This window comes from Variovorax sp. J31P207 (assembly GCF_030316965.1).
Classification (GTDB): domain Bacteria; phylum Pseudomonadota; class Gammaproteobacteria; order Burkholderiales; family Burkholderiaceae_C; genus Variovorax; species Variovorax ginsengisoli_B.
Genome location: NZ_JASZYN010000004.1, coordinates 270,847 through 286,078, shown reverse-complemented (window position 1 = coordinate 286,078; position 15,232 = coordinate 270,847). Strand labels below are relative to the sequence as shown.

Annotated in this window: 17 protein-coding genes; 8 read left to right on the top strand and 9 right to left on the bottom strand. The window is 68.8% G+C overall.

Annotated features, from left to right (window positions below):
• The first annotated feature begins 12 nt into the window (after positions 1-12).
• Both QTI68_RS15970 and QTI68_RS15965 read left to right on the top strand, forming a co-directional pair.
• Complete coding sequence (locus QTI68_RS15970) at positions 13-981, top strand: PDR/VanB family oxidoreductase (protein ID WP_286522607.1); 969 nt, start codon at positions 13-15, stop codon at positions 979-981.
• 117 nt (positions 982-1,098) lie between these two features.
• Positions 1,099-2,388 carry an MFS transporter gene (locus tag QTI68_RS15965; protein WP_286522605.1) on the top strand — a complete coding sequence of 430 codons (1,290 nt, stop codon included), beginning with the start codon at positions 1,099-1,101 and terminating at the stop codon, positions 2,386-2,388.
• 165 nt (positions 2,389-2,553) lie between these two features.
• On the opposite strand, the gene QTI68_RS15960 is transcribed toward QTI68_RS15965, so the two are convergent.
• Both QTI68_RS15960 and QTI68_RS15955 read right to left on the bottom strand, forming a co-directional pair.
• Positions 2,554-3,321, bottom strand: coding sequence for a class II aldolase/adducin family protein (locus tag QTI68_RS15960; RefSeq protein ID WP_286522603.1), 768 nt, complete (start codon positions 3,319-3,321; stop codon positions 2,554-2,556).
• 23 nt (positions 3,322-3,344) lie between these two features.
• Positions 3,345-3,941 (bottom strand): HD domain-containing protein, encoded by a 597-nt coding sequence (locus QTI68_RS15955; protein WP_286522601.1) that lies wholly within the window; start codon positions 3,939-3,941, stop codon positions 3,345-3,347.
• A gap of 110 nt (positions 3,942-4,051) precedes the next feature.
• On the opposite strand from QTI68_RS15955, the gene QTI68_RS15950 reads away from it, so the two are divergent.
• Positions 4,052-4,774, top strand: coding sequence for a Crp/Fnr family transcriptional regulator (locus tag QTI68_RS15950; protein WP_286522600.1), 723 nt, complete (start codon positions 4,052-4,054; stop codon positions 4,772-4,774).
• Between the two features lie 21 nt (positions 4,775-4,795).
• Here QTI68_RS15950 and QTI68_RS15945 read toward each other — a convergent pair whose 3' ends face one another.
• Together QTI68_RS15945 and QTI68_RS15940 are read right to left on the bottom strand one after the other, a co-directional pair.
• Positions 4,796-5,707, bottom strand: coding sequence for a hypothetical protein (locus tag QTI68_RS15945; RefSeq protein ID WP_286522599.1), 912 nt, complete (start codon positions 5,705-5,707; stop codon positions 4,796-4,798).
• 179 nt (positions 5,708-5,886) lie between these two features.
• On the bottom strand, positions 5,887-7,062 hold the full coding sequence (locus QTI68_RS15940; RefSeq protein ID WP_286522598.1) for an ABC transporter substrate-binding protein: 1,176 nt from the start codon (positions 7,060-7,062) through the stop codon (positions 5,887-5,889).
• A 228-nt stretch (positions 7,063-7,290) separates the two neighbouring features.
• On the opposite strand from QTI68_RS15940, the gene QTI68_RS15935 reads away from it, so the two are divergent.
• Positions 7,291-7,728, top strand: a complete 438-nt coding sequence (locus tag QTI68_RS15935; RefSeq protein WP_286522596.1) for a hypothetical protein — start codon at positions 7,291-7,293, stop codon at positions 7,726-7,728.
• A gap of 14 nt (positions 7,729-7,742) precedes the next feature.
• Here QTI68_RS15935 and trmB read toward each other — a convergent pair whose 3' ends face one another.
• From trmB to QTI68_RS15915, 4 genes are read right to left on the bottom strand one after another with little or no spacing between them, the layout of a single operon-like run.
• Positions 7,743-8,534: a tRNA (guanosine(46)-N7)-methyltransferase TrmB gene (gene trmB, locus QTI68_RS15930; protein WP_286522594.1), complete on the bottom strand. Its 792-nt coding sequence runs from the start codon at positions 8,532-8,534 to the stop codon at positions 7,743-7,745.
• Positions 8,492-9,406 carry a tRNA glutamyl-Q(34) synthetase GluQRS gene (gene gluQRS, locus QTI68_RS15925; RefSeq protein ID WP_286522592.1) on the bottom strand — a complete coding sequence of 305 codons (915 nt, stop codon included), beginning with the start codon at positions 9,404-9,406 and terminating at the stop codon, positions 8,492-8,494. Before gluQRS ends, trmB begins: the two co-directional genes overlap by 43 nt.
• Before the next feature lie 16 nt (positions 9,407-9,422).
• Positions 9,423-10,493 (bottom strand): NAD(P)/FAD-dependent oxidoreductase, encoded by a 1,071-nt coding sequence (locus QTI68_RS15920; RefSeq protein ID WP_286522590.1) that lies wholly within the window; start codon positions 10,491-10,493, stop codon positions 9,423-9,425.
• Positions 10,494-10,535: 42 nt separating this feature from the next.
• Complete coding sequence (locus tag QTI68_RS15915; protein WP_286522588.1) at positions 10,536-11,489, bottom strand: LysR family transcriptional regulator; 954 nt, start codon at positions 11,487-11,489, stop codon at positions 10,536-10,538.
• Positions 11,490-11,634: 145 nt separating this feature from the next.
• Here QTI68_RS15915 and QTI68_RS15910 point away from each other — a divergent pair, with 145 nt between their 5' ends.
• The 4 genes from QTI68_RS15910 to QTI68_RS15895 all read left to right on the top strand — a co-directional run bounded on the left by QTI68_RS15910 (position 11,635) and on the right by QTI68_RS15895 (position 14,381).
• Complete coding sequence (locus tag QTI68_RS15910) at positions 11,635-12,336, top strand: pirin family protein (protein ID WP_286523181.1); 702 nt, start codon at positions 11,635-11,637, stop codon at positions 12,334-12,336.
• 37 nt (positions 12,337-12,373) lie between these two features.
• Positions 12,374-12,811: a DoxX family protein gene (locus tag QTI68_RS15905; RefSeq protein WP_286522587.1), complete on the top strand. Its 438-nt coding sequence runs from the start codon at positions 12,374-12,376 to the stop codon at positions 12,809-12,811.
• A gap of 75 nt (positions 12,812-12,886) precedes the next feature.
• A complete protein-coding gene (locus tag QTI68_RS15900; RefSeq protein WP_286522585.1) occupies positions 12,887-13,438 on the top strand; it encodes a flavodoxin family protein in 552 nt (183 codons plus the stop codon).
• Between the two features lie 28 nt (positions 13,439-13,466).
• Positions 13,467-14,381, top strand: coding sequence for a pirin family protein (locus QTI68_RS15895; protein WP_286522583.1), 915 nt, complete (start codon positions 13,467-13,469; stop codon positions 14,379-14,381).
• Between the two features lie 3 nt (positions 14,382-14,384).
• Here the strand turns inward: QTI68_RS15895 and QTI68_RS15890 are convergent, their stop codons facing one another.
• Positions 14,385-15,173 (bottom strand): sulfurtransferase, encoded by a 789-nt coding sequence (locus QTI68_RS15890; protein WP_286522582.1) that lies wholly within the window; start codon positions 15,171-15,173, stop codon positions 14,385-14,387.
• Positions 15,174-15,232 lie beyond the last annotated feature (59 nt).

Genomic DNA, 15,232 nt, shown 5'->3' with positions numbered 1-15,232 from the left:
TCGAGGTTCCCCATGTCTTCCCCCACGCTGAACGCCCTGGTGCACACGATGCGCTACGAAGCCGACGGCATCGTGAGCGTCGAGTTCCGCCCGGCTTCGCCCGAGGTGGATTTCCCCGCCTTCGAGGCCGGCTCCCACATCGACCTGCACCTGCCCAACGGGCTGGTGCGCAGCTATTCGCTGTGCAACCCGTCGACCGACCGCCAGCGCTACGTGGTTGGCGTGCTGAACGATCGCAAGAGCCGCGGCGGCTCGCGCTACGTGCACCAGCAGCTGCGCGTGGGCATGACGCTCGCGATCTCGCATCCGCGCAACAACTTCAAGCTGGAGGAAGGCGCCGGGCGCTCTGTGCTGGTGGCGGGCGGCATCGGCGTGACGCCGATCTGGTGCATGCTGCAGCGGCTGGCCGCGATCGGCAAGCCGGCCGAGCTGATCTATTGCGCGCGCTCGCGCAAGGAATCGGCCTTCGGCGAAGCGATCGCCGCGCTGGCGGCCGAGAAGGCCATTCCGCTGACCTGGCACTTCGACGAAGAGAAGGGCGGCCCGCCCGACCTCGCCGCGTTGCTGGGCGGCAAGGGTGCCGACAGCCACTACTACTGCTGCGGCCCGACGCCGATGCTCGACAACTTCGAGAAGACCTGCGAGCAGCTCGGGCTTTCGAACGCCCACATCGAACGCTTCGCGGCCGTGCACGTCGAGACGCCGAGCGCCACCCAGAGCTACGTGGTCGAGTGCGCGAAGAGCGGCAAGACGGTCGAGGTCCCGCCCGGCAAGTCGATCCTCGACAGCCTGATCGACGCCGGCCTCAACCCCGACCACAGCTGCAAGGAAGGCGTCTGCGGCGCCTGCGAGACCAAGGTGCTCGACGGCGAGGTCGACCACCACGACGGCATCCTGACCAAGCTCGAACGGGCGTCGAACAAGACCATGATGATCTGCGTCTCGGGCTGCAAGCGCGGCCCGCTGGTGCTCGACATCTAGGCCAAGAAAAACCTGCGTCGCCGGGCTCAAGTCGGCTCGGCGACAGCGCCCGCTCGCGCGGCCCCGAGTTCGGGTTGCGCCACGCCTTCCAGTCCCTTCCCTGCAGGAGCGTTTGCCATGCATCCCAGAGCATTCCGCTGGTACGGCGTCATCACGCTGTTCGTGATCGTCGCCATCTCGTACATCGACCGGATCAACATCGCGGTGCTGATCACCGATGCCTCGTTCCTGCAGCACATCGGCATCGCGCCGTCGGACCGCGTCAGCCAGGGGCTGCTGGCGACGGCCTTCATGGTCGGCTACGGCGTCTCGGCGTTCGTGCTGACGCCCTTTTGCGCGGCCTTGTTCGGGGTCCGCAAGAGCCTGGTGATCGGCTTGATCGTGTGGGGCGTGGTCACCTTCATCACGCCCTGGTTCAACGGCTACGGCATGTTGCTGGCGTCTCGGATCCTGCTCGGGGTGTCCGAGGGGCCGTTGTTCTCGCTGGCCTCGTCCTACATCAAGGCGCATTTCGAGAATCACGAGAACGGCAAGCCGAACTCCTTCGTCAACATGGGCACCGGGCTCGGCCTGGCGCTCGGCTATCCGCTGATCGGCTTCCTGCTGGCGAGCTTCGACTGGCAGACCTCGTTCCATGTGCTCGGCGTGCTGAACATCGCGCTCGGCATCCCGCTGGTGGTGGCGTTCGTGAAGATGCCGAAGTCCTACGCCGGGGTGTCGAAGCCCGAATCCTTCGGCGATGCGATGCACAAGGTCGGCGACATCGTGAAAGGCGCGCTCCACACGCGCTACCTGGTGCTGGTCACGGTGCTGACCTCGGCCGCGCTGGCCTACCTCTGGGGTGCCAGCAACTGGCTGCCGGCCTATCTGAAGGAAGTGCGCGGCTTCTCGCTGCGCGAGATGGGCTGGCTCGCGTCCCTGCCGCAGTACGCCACCGTGCTCGCGGTGCTGCTGGGCGGCGTCCTGATCGACCGGATCGAGCGCCAGCGCGTGCCTTTCATCTTCATGGCGGCGAGCGCGGGCGTGGCGCTGTCGGTGCTGCTGGCGATCAACGTGCACGACTCCTATGCGGCGGCCTACTGCCTGATCGCGGCCAATTTCTGCTGGGGGCTGCAGAGCCCGGCGATCCCGAGCACGGTGCAGTACTGCGCCCGGCCCGAGCACGTGGCCAGCGCCTTCGGCGTCGTCAACGGCACCGGCAGCCTGGTCGCGGGCTTCATGCCGGCCCTGATGGGCGGCGTGATCAGCGCGGTGTCGGCCGGCCCCGGCGCATCGGGCGGCGCGGCCCACGGCTTCTTCGCCGGCTTCGCGCTGCTGATCGGCACCCAGGCGGTGGTGTTCGTCTGCGGCTTCGTGCTGTGGTGGCGCGAGCGTCCCTCGGGGATGCGCGGCGCGATCGCCGCCTGAGCTTCGGGTTCGCGCGATCGGCGATCCGGGGCGGGTGCGGCCAATCAACGACCGCCGTGATGGATCACGTCGATGGCGTGCTCTGCGCAGCGAAATAAAGGAGGAGGCCGCAGGCCGGGGGACATTCGCGGAGCAGAGTACGCCGTCGGCGTGAGCCCGCCCCGATCATTCCTTGTAGCTGCCGTCCACGCGGTCCAGCTTGCGGATCAGCGAGGGCCAGACGAAGGCCCCGCCCATGCCGCCAGTCTGCACCTTCATGGCATGGCCGACGCCGTCGACGATGCGCGGGTCGACCTGCGTCAGTTCGCCGCCACCGGCCTGCGCCGCGATCTGGATCTGGCAGGTGTTCTCGAAGGTGTACATGCTCAGGAAGGCGTCGGCCACGGTCTTGCCGACGGTCAGCAGGCCGTGGTTGCGCAGCATCAGGAAGTTGGCGTTGCCCATGTCGGCCTGCAGCCGCGGCTTCTCGTCGTCGCGGAAGGCGACGCCCTCGTAGTCGTGATAGGCCAGCGAGGCCAGCACGAAGGTCGACTGCTGGCTGATCGGCAGCACGCCGTTCTTCTGCGCGCTGACCGCGATGCCGGCGCGGGTGTGGGTGTGCAGCACGCATTGCACGTCTTCCCGCGCCGCATGCACCGCGCTGTGGATCACGAAGCCAGCCGGGTTCACGGGGTAGGGCGAATCGATGACCTTGTTGCAGTCCTGGTCGACCTTGATCAGGCTGGACGCCGTGATCTCGTCGAACATCAGGCCGTAGGGGTTGATCAGGAAGTGGTGCTCGGGGCCGGGCACGCGGGCGCTGATGTGCGTGAAGACGAGGTCGCTCCAGCCGTACAGCGCGACCAGCCGGTAGCAGGCGGCGAGGTCGACGCGCAGCTGCCATTCTTCGGCGCTGACGAGTTTCTGGATTTCGGTCGGGGTGCTGGCGTTCATGGGGTGCTCCTGGTGTTGTCGCCTCACGCGGCGTGGGTCGGGTCCGGCGCCTTCGCGGCCTTGTAGATGCTTTGCTTCGGCTGGGCCATCACGCGCCGAAGCATGGGCTCGAACTCGCTGATCGGCAAGGTCTCGGCCTTCGGGTCGAAGGCCGGGTTGTCGTAGAGCTCGCAGAACTCGGCTGTGCGGTCGAAGCAGGGATGGCTGCGGAAGTTCTCGCGCAGGTCGCGGTCGAGTCCGATGTGATGGAAGAAGTAGTGGCCCTGGAAGATGCCGTGGTGCGCCACCATCCAGTGGTTCTCCTCGCTCACGAAGGGCTTCAGGATCGCCGCCGCGATGTCGGGGTGGTTCATGGTGCCGAGCGTGTCGCCGATGTCGTGCAGCAGGGCGCAGACCACGTACTCCTCGTCGCGGCCGTCGCGCAGCGCGCGGGTCGCCGTCTGCAGCGAATGGCTGTAGCGGTCGATCGGGAAACCGCCGTAGTCGCCTTCGAGGATCTGCAGGTGCTTGATCACGCGCGCGGGCAGGCCCTGCGCGAACTGCATGAATTCGCCGCCGATCAGTTGCCAGTCCTGCTGCGTGCTGTCTTGCATGCGGACGAAATTCGCTCTTGCATTCATCGTGTGTCTCCGTGGGTTCGCGGCCCACTGTAGACCCGCACTTGACGTTCAACTGTCAAGAATTTGACAATAGAGCGCTCTGGTAAACCCCCGGACCCGATCCGAATTCCATGCCTCAGCCTCCCGGGCGCCCGCTGTCGGCCGCCCACCGTGCCTCGATGGAGGCCAACCCCTGGTTCGCCTCGATGCCTCGCGCGCAGCGTGAAGGCCTGCTTGCGGCGGCCGAACTGATCCACCTGCGGCGCGGCGCGATGGTGTTCCGCCAGGGCGATCCGGTGCATGCGGCCGGCGGCGGCTTCTACGGCCTGGCGGCGGGCATGATCAAGATCTCGACCCTGCGCCACGATGGCCGCGAGGCCATCCTGGCTGTGCTCGAGCCCGGCAACTGGTTCGGCGAGATCAGCCTGATCGACGGCTCGCCGCGCACCCACGATGCCACGGCGCTCAGCGCGCTCGACCTGCTGGTGGTGCCGCACCAGGCCTTCGCGCAGCAGATGCAGGGCGCCCCCTTCGGGCGGGCGATCGCAGCCCTGCTCGCGGCCCGCGTGCGGGGGCTGTACGGCCTGATGGAAGACGCCACGCTGCGCGGGCTGCGTGCGCGAGTGGCCCGCCGCCTGCTGGCGCTGGCCCGCGGCGATGCGACCCAGTCGCCCGAGCCGAGGGTCTCGGTGGCGCTGCCGCAGGAAGCGCTGGCGATGATGCTGGGCGTGACGCGCCAGACCCTGTCGAAGGAACTCAACGCGCTGGCGAGGGAAGGCGCGATCGGGCTGGGCTATGGCCGCATCGAGCTGCTGTCGCCCGCAGCGCTGCAGCAGATGGGCAACACGGGCTAGGGGGAACGCGCCCCCGGCGCTTCAGAAAACCGTCTTGTCGCCGAACGCGATCCGCCGGATCCAGGCCTTCTTGTCGTTGATGGTTCGCGAGTCGCCCAGGTTGAAGTCCACCGCGGGTGTCGGCGTGATGCCGCCGGCGGTCGGGTTGGGGAAGTTGTAGATGCAGGCCTTCGGATAGGCGGCGATCAGGGCATCGAGACTCAGCGGTCCGCCGGTGGAATTGATCGCGGCGTTCAGCAGCACCGGCAGGCCGGTGGCCGGGAAGGGCTTGCTGCCGGACCGAGCCCACTTCACCTCGGCGGGCGTGGCGCCGTAGGTGGTGTAGCCGTCGGCGTCGATGGTCGAAGGCCCCATGTCGGTGGCCGTCGTGACCAGGTTCAGCCAGTCGTTGCCGTCGCACTGCAGGCTCACCGTGTAGGTCACGTAGACGTCCTGCAGCAAGGTCGTGTCGCCGGTATTGAGCTTCATCGCGAAGCGGATGCCCGGGAACTCGGACAGCTTCACCCCATGCAGCAGGTTGATGCCGTAGACGGACTTGTTGCCGGTGACCGCGTTGTTCTTGCTGGGCACGCTGGCCAGCGCGTGGGCGGTGGTCTGCATCTCGATGACCTTCAGGCCCTGGTCGTCGGCGATCGCGACCCAGGCCTGGTTGTCCGAGAAGTCGGTGGTGCAGGCCGGCAGCGCGGAGGCGCTCTGGGTGCAGTCGGTGTCCTTCCAGGTCTTGGGCGCAGGGGCAGGCTCGGGGGCGGGTGCGGGCGCCGGCGCCGCTTCGATAGAGGAGAGCGCCGGGGCCGGGGCGGCGGGTGCCGGCGCGGCGACAGCCTGCGCGGCCGCGGGTGGCGCGACGGTGCTGGTCGCCACCGGCCATGCGCCACCGCCGCCGCCTCCGCCGCAACCGGCCAATGCCAGGGCGGCTGTCGCGGCGGTGATCATGGCCGCGCGGGGAGGGGGACAGGAAAGAAAGTTCATTCGATGGCCGGAAGAGTGCGATCGAATGACTGTATTAAAAGGTACGCGTTGCGCGACCACCGAAGTCGACGACGTCGTGACTTAATCGTCCATCGCGCCGCATAACCTCCCCACGGCGTCGCCGTTGAACAACGGCCACCCGCTCAGCGCAGGATCCGGCCTTCCTTGGTGATGCTGATCAGGTCGATGCTGCGCCCCGGGTCGCGCAGGCCCGGGCGCAGGTTGATTCGGAAGCCGCCGACGTCGTAGTCCGTCATGCCGGCCATCGCGCGCTGCAAGGTGGCGGGCGTGTAGGCCTTGCCGGCGCGGCGCACCGCCTCGGCCGCGGCCTTGGTGGCGATGAAGCCCTCGAGGCCCTCGTACGAAGGCGCCTGGTCCGAGTTCTCGATCGCCGCCAGGTACTCCTTGACGATCGGGATCGCCGAGGGGCGCGGCGAAGGCACGACCTGCGAAATCACGATGCCGCCGATGTCCTTGCCGAGTTCCGCATAGAGCGGATCGATGCCGACGATCGAGAACGCGGTGAAGTTGCCGGCGTAGCCGGTCTTTCGGAGCCGCCGGATGACGTCGGCCGTGGTGCTCGAGAGCGACACCAGCACGATGGCCTGCGGCGACTGCTTCTGGACTGCGGCCAGTGCCGATTCGAGCTTGTCGCCGCTGGCCGGCACCAGGGCGCTCGCCACCAGCGGCGCCAGCTTGAGATCGGTCATCGCCTGCTGCACGGCGGCCAGGCCGGCGCGGCCCATCGCGTCGTCGTCGCCGATCAGCGCGATGCGGGTCTGGCCGACCGCTTCGCACTGGCGGACGATCTTGAAGGCCTCGTCCGCCATGCTGGGCCGGACGTGGAACACGTTGGGATGCGCGGCGCCGCGCAGGTTGTCGGCCGCCGCGAAAGGCGCGAACAGGATGCTGCCCTGCTTGGCCGCGACCGCCGCGCCGGCGTCGCTGCTGGCGGTGCCGACGAAGCCGAACAGCATGTCGGCCTTGTGCGTGTCTAGCAGCGTGCGCGCGTTGGCCGTGGCGCGGGTCGCGTCGTAGCCGTCGTCCAGCTGCACCAGCTTCAGCTGGATTCCGCTGGCGGCGCTGCTCTCGTTGAACTCGGTCGCGTAGAGTCGAGCGCCGGCCGCGAAGGCCAGTCCGATCTCGCTGGCTGCGCCGGTCAGGGGCACCGATTGGCCGAGGACGACGGTGCGCGCTGCAGCAGCGGCAGGGCGCGGCGCAGTCTGGGCCTGGCTGGGGCCGGCCAGGCCGCCGAGGCCTGCGCCCAGCAGCAGCGCGGCGCCGGAGTTCGCCAGCCAGGTCCTGCGATTCAGCATCATTGGAAGCCTTTCACTACATTTATTAAAAAATGTAGCAACTTTGGTGCCTCCAACGAAGGGATTAAGTCACGGTGGGGTGGCCACTGAAGCCCGTCGGGCGGCTGGCGGCACCACCGCCGGATCCAAATTTGTTAACTTTTGTATTTGAGTTGTGGCTTTTTGCACAGGGGCCAAGGGGTGTCCGCTGGCAACATCCTGGCTGTGCCGGAATAGCTCCGGATGGATGAAATGAAGCAAACGTCAACTGAAATCGCACTGCTGGAAAGCGCGCTGCTGGCCATCGAGAAAGTGCTGGCCCACGCCGACAGCGAACTCCAGGGCACCCTGTACCTGGGGCCGACCGCCAACCTGCCGCTGGAAGCGCTGCGCACCGCCTCGCAGACCGACGAGCAGCGGTTCCGCGCCAGTGCGGCCCAGACCGCGGCCAACATCTGCCTCAGCTCGGCCGCCGCCCTGGTCGATGTCAGCCAGGCGCTGCTGAACCGCCGCCGCGACAGCTCGGACCCGGAACTCGAGCGCGAGTGGCAGGCCCTCATCACGCACACCAAGATCGCAAGCCGCTCGGCCTATCGCGCCGCGCTCATCATGGCGGCGCAGAAGAACCTGCTGCAGGCGCAGGGCGTGGAGCCCACGCCGGCGGGCCAGCTGCCCAGCCTCGCGCACTGAAGGCCGAGCGCCGTTCAGCGGCGCTCGAACACCACGTCCCAGACGCCGTGGCCCAGCTTGAGGCCACGGTTCTCGAACTTGGTCAGCGGCCGGTAGTCCGGCTTCGGCGCATAGCCGTCGGCGGTATTGCGCAGCAGTGGCTCGCCCGACAGCACCTCGAGCATCTGCTCGGCGTAGGGCTGCCAGTCGGTGGCGCAGTGCAGGTAGCCGCCGGGCGCCAGCCGATCGGCCAGCTTGCGCACGAAGGGCGGCTGGATCAGGCGGCGCTTGTTGTGCCGCGTCTTGTGCCAGGGGTCCGGAAAGAACACGTGCACGCCCGCCAGCGACGCCGGCGGCAGCATGTGGTCGAGCACGTCGACCGCGTCGTGGGCGCAGATGCGGATGTTCTGCAGCTGCTGTTCGCCGATGCGCTTGAGCAGCGCGCCGACACCGGGTTCATGCACCTCGCAGCAAAGGAAGTTCTTCTCGGGCATCAGGGCCGCGATGTGCGCCGTCGCCTCGCCCATGCCGAAGCCGATCTCGAGCACGGTCGGGGCCTGGCGGCCGAAGGCGGCGGCGAAGTCCAGCGCTTCGGCACGGTAGGGAAGCAGGAAGCGCGGCCCGAACTGCTCGTAGGCCCGGGCCTGGCCTTCGGTGGTGCGGCCGCCACGCTTGACGAAGCTCTTCAGCCGGCGGTGCAGCGGATGCGCCTCGCCGGTGGGTTTGTCGCCCGCGGGCGCATCGGCCGGCGGGTCGGAGGGGAGGTCGGTGGGAGAACTGGGAGTCACGGCGGCGGATTGTAGAGACCGCGCCATTCGACCACCCATGAGGCGAGCGCTTCGGCCGGGGTGGCGGCGGCCGCCCGCCGCAGCCCGAGCACCTGTGCTGCACGCTGCAGCGCCGCCAGCGCCTCTGCCGGCGTCGACGTGGCAAGCGCTTCGGCGCCGTTCTGCTTGGACAGCTTGTCGCCGTCGGCGGCGAGCACCAGCGGCGTATGGAGGTAGCTCGGCGTCGGCAGTCCGAGGGCCTGCTGCAGCAGGATCTGGCGTGCCGTGTTGTCCGCCAGGTCTTCACCGCGCACCACGTCGGTCACGCCCTGGTCGGCGTCGTCCACCACCACCGCGAGCTGGTAGGCCCACGGCCCGTCGGCGCGCTTGAGAACGAAGTCGCCGACCTCCTGCCCGACCGACTGTTGCCGGGCGCCGAGACGGCGGTCGTTCCATTGCAGCAGGCCGGCGCCCCGAACCGCTTCGAACTTCGAGGTCGCGAAGCGCCAGGCCCGTGCCGGCTTGCCGTGCAGGCCGTCGCGGCAGGTGCCGGGGTAGACCCGTTCGCCATGGCGTGCGTGCGCGATGCCGCGTGCGGCCAGTGCCTGCTCGATGTCCTTGCGCGAACAGCCGCAGGGGTAGGCCCACTGCGCGGCCACGAGGCGATCGAGCGCGTCCTGGTAGAGGCCCGTGCGGCGGGTCTGCCACTCGGGCGCGGCATCGGGCAACAGCCCGCAGGCGGCCAACTGCGCGAGGATGCGCTGGTCCATGCCGGGCAGGCAGCGTTCGGTGTCGGCATCCTCGATGCGCACCAGCCAGCGTGCCTGCGGGCCGCGGGCCCGGACGTCGAGCCAGCTGGCCAGTGCCGCGACCAGCGAGCCGGCATGCAGCGGCCCGGTCGGCGAAGGCGCGAAACGGCCGATCCGGCGCATCGGTCCGGCGAGCGGATCAGGCCAGCTTGAGCGCCAGCGTCAGGCCGGAGAGGAAGGCGTCCTCGACCCGATGGCCGGTGCACCAGTCGCCGGCGATGCCGATGCGGGCCTTGGCGTCCCACAGGTGCGGCTTGCCCACCGGCACCTGGGTCTGCGCCTCGGGCCAGCAGCGGGCCTGCGCGTGCGAAGGCTCGGCGCGGATGCCGGTGATCTCGGCGAAGGCGCGCAGCAGCTTGGCCTCGACCCGCGCGGCGTCGTCGCGCAGGTGCTCCTGCGACCAGGCGGCGCTGGCCTGCAGGGTCCAGCGCTCGATCGGATCACGCCCGGGCTTGGACGATTCGCGCGCCAGCCAGGCCACGCGATGGTGGGTGCTGCGGGCGGCGTTCCATTGCGGCCCCAGGTGCGACAGCGTCGGCTGGTTGGCCTGGGGAAAGGCGATCATCAGCGTCCAGCAGGGCGCGATGCGAACCGGCTCGATCCGGCGGCTGAGGTCGGCGGACAGTCCGCCGTCGCCCAGCAGCGCGCGGGCCCGCGCCGGCGGTACGGCCAGCAGCACCGCGTCGAACCCGGAATAGACATGCTGCGAGTCGTCGGCACCGGCCGTGCGCAGCTGCCAGCGCCGGCCGTCGAGGGCGTCGCGCTCGATCTGCTTCACGTGGGTGCCGGTCAGCAGCGCGTCGCCGAGCGGCTGGGCCCAATGGGCGACCAGCGCATCCATGCCGGGCTGGGCGACGAAATGCGGTTCGCGCGCCGGCAGGGCGGCCTCGGCGACCCGGCCGTGGGCGTCGAGCACGCGCACCAGGTTGGCGCTCCAGGGCTTGCAGATCTGGGGGGTGGTTTCCAGCACCCGTGCGAAGCGCGGATCGCGCACCGTGAAGTACTGGGCGCCGCTGTCGAAGCGGCCGAAGGGGGTGGACTCGCTGGCCATGCGGCCGCCGGCGGCGGCTTCGCGTTCGAACACCGTCACGCGGTGGCCGGCCTGCAGCAGCGTTCGGGCACAGGCCACGCCGGCGATGCCGGCGCCGATGACGGCGTAGTGGCGGGAGGCGGGGGATCGGTGGCGGTCGGCGTCGGGGCGCAGTGTCATGGCAGTCTCTCGGTTGTTGCCATGTGACTCTAACCGGGTTGGCTAGCGCCCACGGTGGCGTTCGAGCAAGGCGCGGCGCGTGCCTTCGTTGTCGAAGCGCTCCAGCCACCACTGCATCGCGCGGCCCGGGCTGCCGGCGCTGCGCACCCGCCAGGCGCAGTGCATGGTCGCGATCGGCAGCACCCGCTCGGTCTTGCGTTCGACCAGGTGGCCGGCCTCGATGTACGGGCGCGCCATCGGTTCCGGCAGGAAGCCGCCGCCCAGCCCGTGCAGCTGGGCCGCCAGCTTGGCCTGCATGGTCGGCACCGTCAGTACATCCTGGCCGCCGACCAGGTTGACCGTCATGCTCGGCCCCGAGCGCGCCGAGTCGGCCGCGGCCACCGCGCGATGCTGGCGCAGCACGTCGTCGCTGAGCGGCTCCGGGAGCCGGGCCAGCGGATGGTGCGGCGCCACCGCGTAGACGAAGAACAACTGGCCCAGCGGCCGGCTGCGGATGCCGGTGGCGGTGAAGGCCAGGCTGGCGGCATCGAGCACCGCGCCGACCGCCAGGTCGGCCTCGCCGCTGGTCAGGGCCTCGATGGTGCCGAGCAGGGTTTCGTCGCGCAGCTTGAGCCGCGTCGGCGGCTCCAGGGCATAGAAGGCGCTGACCAGGTCCAGCAGCGGGTCGCGCGCGATCACGCTGTCGACCGCGATCGTCAGCATCGGTTCCCAGCCGGTGGCGATGCGCTTGACCCGGTTGGCGACCGCGTCGATCTCGCCCAGCAGGCGGGACGATTCGCGCAGCAGCTCGACGCCGGCCTCCGTCACCTGCGCCTGGCGTCCGCTGCGGTCGAACAGCAGCACGTCGAGCGCGTCCTCGATCAGCCGCACCCGGTAGCTCAGGGCGCTCGGCACCAGGTTCAGCGAGCGGGCGGCAGCGGCGAAGCTGCCGGTGCTGGCCACGGTTTGCAGCATGGCCAGGGCATCCGGCGTCAGCACGTCACGGGCGGTGGGCATCGGGCTCGATCATTCAAAAAAATTGAATGATGCCATCAAAGCCGGACGCTTTCAGGGCCGGCCCCGGACCCTAAAGTTGAGGCATCCGCTGCGCACAGGGCGCGGCATTTCGGAAGGCCCTCCACGAGAGGGCAGGAGTTCGACGATGTTGCAGGTTCGCAAATCCCAGGAACGCGGTTATGCCGATCACGGCTGGCTGCGCTCCTTTCACAGCTTCTCTTTCGCAGGCTACTACGATCCGGCCCACATGGGCTTCGGCAATCTGCGCGTGATCAACGAGGACCGGGTCGCCGCCGGTGCCGGCTTCGGCACCCATGGCCACAAGGACATGGAGATCATCAGCTATGTCCTTTCCGGCGAGCTGGCGCACAAGGACAGCATGGGCAACGTGGAATCGATCCCGCCCGGCGACGTCCAGCGCATGAGCGCGGGCCGCGGCGTGATGCACAGCGAGTTCAACCACAAGGCCGATGAGACCACGCACTTCCTGCAGATCTGGATCGAGCCGAACGTGCGCGGCATCGCGCCGGGCTACGAGCAGAAGACCTTCCCGGCCGATGAGAAGCGCGGCCGCCTGCGTCTGGTCGCGTCGCCCGATGGCGCCGACGGCTCGGTGCTGCTGCATGCCGACGCCCGCCTGTTCGCGGGCCTGCTCGACGGCGACGAACAAGCCAGCCTGGCGCTGGACCCGAAGCGCAAGAGCTACGTGCACCTGGTGCGCGGCGAACTCGAAGCGAATGGCACGAAGCTCGCTACGGGTGACGCTGCGCTGATTGAAGGCGAAAGCCGGCTGACGCTCGGTGCCGCCAAGGATGCTGAAGTGCTCGTATTCGATCTCGCAGCCTGAGATCCAAACTTTTTTTCAACCTAGAGGAGTCCATCCCATGTCCACCACCACCGCCCCCTACGCCGCCGCGCCCAGCGCCGGCGCCACGCAAGACTCGCTCGCGCTGCTCGGCCGCGTGCTGATCGCCTTGCTCTTCGTGCCGGCCGGATTCGGCAAGATCGGCGGCTTCGCCGGCGTCGTCGGCTACATCGGCGCCGTCGGCCTGCCGATGCCGCAGCTCGGCGCGGTCATCGCGATCGCCGTGGAACTCGGTCTCGGCCTGCTGCTGCTGGTCGGCTACAAGACGCGCATCGTGTCGATCGTGCTGGCCGTGTTCACGGTCGCGACGGCGGTGTTCTTCCACAACTTCTGGGCCATGCCCGCCGACAAGGCGTACATCAACCAGCTGATGTTCTTCAAGAACATCGCGATCGCCGGTGGTCTGCTTGCGATCGCCGCCCTCGGCGCCGGTCGATTCTCGATCGACCGGAAGTAGTCCTCGCCCCAGCCCGGCCGCGCCGGCCGGGCTATTGCGTACGATGCGCGATTGTTTTCTTCCAGGAAGTATTCGATGGCGGACATCGTCGTAGTTTTCCATTCGGGCTATGGCCATACGCAGCGCATCGCGCAGGCGGTGGCCGACGGCGCCGAGGCCCACATGCTGGCGATCGACGCCGACGGCAATCTCCCGGCCCACGGCTGGGAGCTGCTGGCGGCGGCCGATGCGATCATCATGGGCGCGCCCACCTACATGGGCGGGCCGAGCTGGCAGTTCAAGAAGTTCGCCGACGCCTCCTCGAAGGTCTGGTACGTGCAAGGCTGGAAGAACAAGCTCTTCGCCGGCTTCAGCAACAGCGCCGCCATGAACGGCGACAAGGACGCCACGCTGACCTACCTCTGGCACCTAGCGATGCAGCACAGCGGGCTGTGGGTCAGCCTCGGGATCATGCCGAGCAACGACAAGGCGGCGACGCGCGACTCGCTCAATTACGTCGGCGGCTACAACGGCCTGCTGACGACATCGCCCACCGACGCGAGCCCGGCCGAAATGGCCCGTGGCGACTTCGACACCGCACGCGCGTTTGGCGAGCGGGTCGCCGAGGTGGCAAGATCGCGGGCCTGATCCCGCAACCGCCCCACGGAGAACCCCGATGACCGCACCGCTTCTGCTTCAACCCCACGACAAGGACCTCGGCGGCGGCTTCAAGGTGCGGCGATTGCTGCCGGCGGCGAAGCAGCGCTCGGTCGGCCCGTTCGTCTTCTTCGACCATTTCGGGCCGGCCACCGAGACGCCGGGCTCCGAGCACGACGTGCGCCCGCATCCGCACATCGGCCTGGCGACCGTCACCTATCTCTTCGAGGGCGCGATGATGCACCGCGACAGCCTCGGCAGCGTGCAGGAGATCCGCCCCGGCGCGATCAACTGGATGACCGCCGGGCGCGGCATCGTGCACTCCGAGCGCAAGCCCGACACGCTGCGCGATGCCACCTACGTCAACCACGGCCTGCAGCTGTGGGTCGCCTTGCCCCAGGCCCACGAAGAAGTCGAGCCGAGCTTCGTCCACACCGCGGCGGCAGACATTCCGGCGCTGGAGGTGCAGGGTGTGCCGGTGCGGGTGCTGGTCGGCGAAGCGTTCGGCGTTCGTTCGCCGGTGGCGACGCTGTCGCAGACCGTCTACCTCGACGTGGCGCTGCCGGCGGGCGGGCGATTCGAACTGCCGGCGCTGGCGCGCGAGCTCGCGGTCTATCCGGTCGATGGCGACATCACGCTCGACGGCGAGCCGGTGGCGCAGCACCAGATGGCGATGCTGGCCGAAGGCCAGGGCGGCGTGCTGGCCGCGCAGGGCGCGGTGCGTCTGGTGGTGATCGGCGGCGAGCCGCTCGACGGGCCGCGCTTCATCACCTGGAACTTCGTATCGAGCCGTCGCGAGCGCATTCTCGAGGCCGGCGCCGACTGGGCCGCCCAGCGCATGGGCCATGTGCCCGGCGAAACCGAATTCATTCCGCTGCCGGGCCATCCGTTCCAGGTGCAGCAGGCGGCGGATTCCGGCACGACGCCGGTCTGAGCCTCAGTTCTTTTTGAGCGCCAGGTCCGGGTCTTCCGAGGCCCGCGCGCTGGCGCGGTTCGAACGCGCGCTCAGGTCCGGCGCCAGCGATTCGCGGCCGTCGAACACGAAGCACTCGCCGTGGTAGTGCGCACCGCCGACCTGTTCGAAATACTTGAGGATGCCGCCTTCGAGCTGCAGCACATCGGCCAGGCCGGCCTCGCGCATCAGGATCGCGGCCTTTTCGCAGCGGATGCCCCCGGTGCAGAAGCTGACCACGGTCTTGCCGACCAGTTCGTCGGCGTGCTGCTTCAGTGCCTTGGGGAATTCGGTGAACTTGCCGATCCGCCAGTCGATCGCGCCGTCGAAGCTGCCGTGGTCGACCTCGAAGGCATTGCGGGTGTCGAGCAGCGCCACCGGCCTGCCGGCGTCGTCGTGCCCCTGGTCGAGCCAGCGCTTGAGCGTCGGGGCGTCGACGCCCGGCGCCCGGCCTGCGGCCGGCTGGATCGCCGGATGGTCCATCCGGATGATCTCGCGCTTCAGCTTGACCAGCATGCGCCGGAACGGCTGCGCCTGCGACCAGCTCTCCTTGGCCTCCAGGTCGGCAAAGCGGGAATCGGCGCGCAGTTCCCCGAGGAAGGCGTGGACGTTTCCTTTTTCCCCGGCGAGGAACAGGTTGATGCCTTCAGGCGCCAGCAGGATGGTGCCCTTGAGCGCCAGCGCATGGGTGCGGGCACGCAAGTGCTCGCGCAGCTCGGCGCTGTCGGCGATGCCGACGAATTTGTAAGCGGCGATGTTCAGTATTTCTTGCACGGGGCGCGATTGTAGGGATGCCCGCATCACATCGTGGAGGCGGCGTTTTCTACAATGGC

What these genes read in the sequence shown, in the direction of transcription:
- QTI68_RS15970 (WP_286522607.1), top strand. Translation starts at nt 13, where the DNA reads ATGTCTTCCCCCACGCTGAACGCCCTGGTGCACACGATGCGCTACGAA.
- QTI68_RS15965 (WP_286522605.1), top strand. Translation starts at nt 1,099, where the DNA reads ATGCATCCCAGAGCATTCCGCTGGTACGGCGTCATCACGCTGTTCGTG.
- QTI68_RS15960 (WP_286522603.1), bottom strand. Translation starts at nt 3,321, where the DNA reads ATGAACGCCAGCACCCCGACCGAAATCCAGAAACTCGTCAGCGCCGAA.
- QTI68_RS15955 (WP_286522601.1), bottom strand. Translation starts at nt 3,941, where the DNA reads ATGAATGCAAGAGCGAATTTCGTCCGCATGCAAGACAGCACGCAGCAG.
- QTI68_RS15950 (WP_286522600.1), top strand. Translation starts at nt 4,052, where the DNA reads ATGCCTCAGCCTCCCGGGCGCCCGCTGTCGGCCGCCCACCGTGCCTCG.
- QTI68_RS15945 (WP_286522599.1), bottom strand. Translation starts at nt 5,707, where the DNA reads ATGATCACCGCCGCGACAGCCGCCCTGGCATTGGCCGGTTGCGGCGGA.
- QTI68_RS15940 (WP_286522598.1), bottom strand. Translation starts at nt 7,062, where the DNA reads ATGATGCTGAATCGCAGGACCTGGCTGGCGAACTCCGGCGCCGCGCTG.
- QTI68_RS15935 (WP_286522596.1), top strand. Translation starts at nt 7,291, where the DNA reads ATGAAGCAAACGTCAACTGAAATCGCACTGCTGGAAAGCGCGCTGCTG.
- trmB (WP_286522594.1), bottom strand. Translation starts at nt 8,534, where the DNA reads ATGGGTGGTCGAATGGCGCGGTCTCTACAATCCGCCGCCGTGACTCCC.
- gluQRS (WP_286522592.1), bottom strand. Translation starts at nt 9,406, where the DNA reads ATGCGCCGGATCGGCCGTTTCGCGCCTTCGCCGACCGGGCCGCTGCAT.
- QTI68_RS15920 (WP_286522590.1), bottom strand. Translation starts at nt 10,493, where the DNA reads ATGACACTGCGCCCCGACGCCGACCGCCACCGATCCCCCGCCTCCCGC.
- QTI68_RS15915 (WP_286522588.1), bottom strand. Translation starts at nt 11,489, where the DNA reads ATGCCCACCGCCCGTGACGTGCTGACGCCGGATGCCCTGGCCATGCTG.
- QTI68_RS15910 (WP_286523181.1), top strand. Translation starts at nt 11,635, where the DNA reads ATGTTGCAGGTTCGCAAATCCCAGGAACGCGGTTATGCCGATCACGGC.
- QTI68_RS15905 (WP_286522587.1), top strand. Translation starts at nt 12,374, where the DNA reads ATGTCCACCACCACCGCCCCCTACGCCGCCGCGCCCAGCGCCGGCGCC.
- QTI68_RS15900 (WP_286522585.1), top strand. Translation starts at nt 12,887, where the DNA reads ATGGCGGACATCGTCGTAGTTTTCCATTCGGGCTATGGCCATACGCAG.
- QTI68_RS15895 (WP_286522583.1), top strand. Translation starts at nt 13,467, where the DNA reads ATGACCGCACCGCTTCTGCTTCAACCCCACGACAAGGACCTCGGCGGC.